General features: G+C 39.6%; 1 protein-coding gene and 1 tRNA gene. Both read left to right on the forward strand.

What is annotated here, in order from left to right; translation table 11 throughout:
* Positions 1-129: 129 nt before the first annotated feature.
* Positions 130-205: transfer RNA gene (locus tag L2729_RS21415), tRNA-Lys, on the forward strand.
* A 1,356-nt stretch (positions 206-1,561) separates the two neighbouring features.
* Positions 1,562-2,713 (forward strand): DcaP family trimeric outer membrane transporter, encoded by a 1,152-nt coding sequence (locus tag L2729_RS21420; protein WP_248990039.1) that lies wholly within the window; start codon positions 1,562-1,564, stop codon positions 2,711-2,713.
* The last annotated feature ends 167 nt before the right edge of the window (positions 2,714-2,880 follow it).

Consider the following 2,880-nt stretch of genomic DNA (forward strand, 5'->3'; position numbering starts at 1 on the left):
AGCACAGTTGGCTTTACTCTTAACTACCACATTGGTCGAAGGTTCGAATCCTTCACGGCCCACCACTTCTGAGGTGGATTTGCTTCAAGGCAGATGAATTCAGAAACGTAACACCAGCATTACCAGAAAGGGCTGTTAGCTCAGTTGGTAGAGCAGTTGGCTTTTAACCAATTGGTCGAAGGTTCGAATCCTTCACAGCCCACCACTTTCTGTCTCACCTCTGTTTTAATCGTAAACTGCACATCTTGCTTCGTTCACTAACGACTTTGTAGATTTATTTCGTTTTACCTATTCTCTTTTATTTCTGATTGATACGAATTTTGTGCTATCTAAACTTAGCTGTTAGCTCTGTCGCTGCTGGTATCAATGAATAGGCTGTTGGCTTGCTCTTTTTTATTCAATTGGTCGAAGGTTCGAATCCTTCATGGCCCACCACTCTCTTGGCGAATAAATATTAGAGACGGTAGCAATATTAAGTTAGTGTATGTTAATAAAGTACGCTGTTACCTTTACTCTTAACTACCCTGTTGCCCAATCCCTCCACAACTAATCACTTATTTGTTCAAATCATATAAATAAATTTTCAACTCTTTATCTCAACACCTATTTCAGTTATTCATTTCAAACCCGAATTTTAGCTGCATACTCTAGCCACACTTAGCACTTCTTTGCTTCAATCATCTAGTTAAGCATTTCTGATCAAATGCGCTACTGCAAGTTATACTTTCTAGTCTGAGCGCACTAACAACTTTTTGCGACTCATCATATTATTTGTCACTGCCGTTAAGGTGGCTGTTTGTCGCTTATAGAAGTGAATTGATCTTTTCTATTAGTCAAAGGTACGAATCTTTCACTACTCATTCTATGTCTTCGTGTCTAGCTTATTTACTCATCAATGATAAAAGCCCATTTTGCCAGTATGACTCCAAAGAGAATCAGTAATTGAAAATACTCCATTTAAAGGGGGGAATAAAAAGTAATTGAGCTGTTGGTTATGATTGTTATGTCTGCAAATGATCAAAAATAGTTCAGGCTCAGTTTTTTCTTTGCTGATAGTATCGATTGTTTCTATTTTGGACCGATTTACGTTGGAAATGAGTAATGCCAAAATAGGTATTTTAGCTGTTAGCATTTTATGACAGAGTTTTTATGTGATTTAACATCCAATAATGGGTGAGATAGACAATGAGTTTGCATAAAAATTTACATATTTCATGACAGTAGTATTGCACTTATTTATCAGGGTATTTAAATTTAAAGCGTATCCATTTAAGCCACTGATTATTAGTCGTTTAATTCTTTTGTGTTCTAAGACCCTTATCTTGACTCTTATATTTATTCGAATGAAACAATTCGACATTTTCACATACTTCTTTTCTAAAAATCTCCGCACTTATTAACACTTTGCATAATTCTTTACTAATATTGGTGGCGTTAGATGCGGATGTGACTAATTGGTTGTATGTATTCTACCTTTGTCTGATAGACCTATTGCCAATGTTGCCTTGATGTTAAGTCGGTCATATTTCGTAAGGATAATAAAAAATATGGGAGAAAGGGAATGAAACAAGAAAAACTAAGCGTTCTTTGCGCAGCAGCTATTGCGACAATGAGCGTCAGTGCATATGCAGAGACAGATTTTAAATTCGGTGGTTATGTAAAAGCTGATGTTATGTTCAGTGACTACAGCAATGGCGCACCTGATTCTGGAAGCTTATCTCGTCAGTTTTATGTACCAGGAACAATTTATGGCGATCCGAGTAACGGAAAGCAAGTCGTCGATTTTCAAGCAAGAGAATCGCGCTTTAACTTTAAATCTTCTACTGATATTGATGGACATAAGCTAGTTGGGTTTATTGAACTTGATTTTATGACTCATACCGATGGCAACGAACGAGTTTCAAATAGTTACTCTCCTCGTATTCGCCAAGCTTTTGTCAGTTTTGACAATTGGGCAGCGGGCCAAATGTGGACTACCTTCCAAAACCCAGGTGCGCTACCTGAGAACTTAGACTTTGTTGGTGCTGCTGAAGGTACGCCGTTCGTGCGTCAAACCATGGTTCGCTACACCAATGGTGGTTTTCAATTCTCCGCAGAGAATCCTGAAACGACGGTGAATAGTTATCGAAGTGATACAGGTGGTAGCAGTCGAATCACCAGTGGCAGCGGCATGGTGCCTGATTTCGTCGCACGCTATAATATGAAAACAGAAGGCGGCATGGCGTTCACCTTTGCGGGGTTAGCGCGTGAGCTTAATATTGAACAAGATGGTCTAGATACTTCCGAATTTGGTTATGGTGTGAGCTTCACCGGGGTGATCCCTGTTGGGCAGGATGACATTAAGATGTCAGCAACCTACGGTGATGGTCTAGGGCGTTATATGGCACTTAACTATGCTAATGCGGGTGTATTAGATGCTAATGGTGATATCGAGGTTATCAGCTCATACGGTGGCTATATCTCTTACCGTCACTGGTGGAATGATAAATGGCGTACGAGTATCACGGGGTCAGGTTTTAAAGCGGATAATAATGCGAGTTTAACTGGCGGGTCGGTCAATAAAGATTCTTACTCAGGTTACCTCAACCTATTGTACTCACCTGTGAAGCCATTAACGGTGGGTGTTGAGTATATGTATGCTAAAAACACCAAAGAAAATGGCCTTGATGGCGAGTTAAATCGAGTGATTTTCTCAATGAAATATGTGCTGTAGTTGATGAGATAAATAGTTAAGTAAATTGTGTTACACACAAAAAAGGAGGCAATAGCCTCTAATGCCGTTCACTTAAGGTGAGCGGCATTTTTGTTTCTAGCATATCGTTGAGGCCGTGGCTTTACTGTTCTGGGGAATGTTCTTTCCCGCCGGGGTTCAAGTACCAA

Origin of the sequence: Shewanella gelidimarina (genome assembly GCF_023283945.1) — a bacterium.
Taxonomy (GTDB): Bacteria; Pseudomonadota; Gammaproteobacteria; order Enterobacterales; family Shewanellaceae; genus Shewanella; species Shewanella gelidimarina.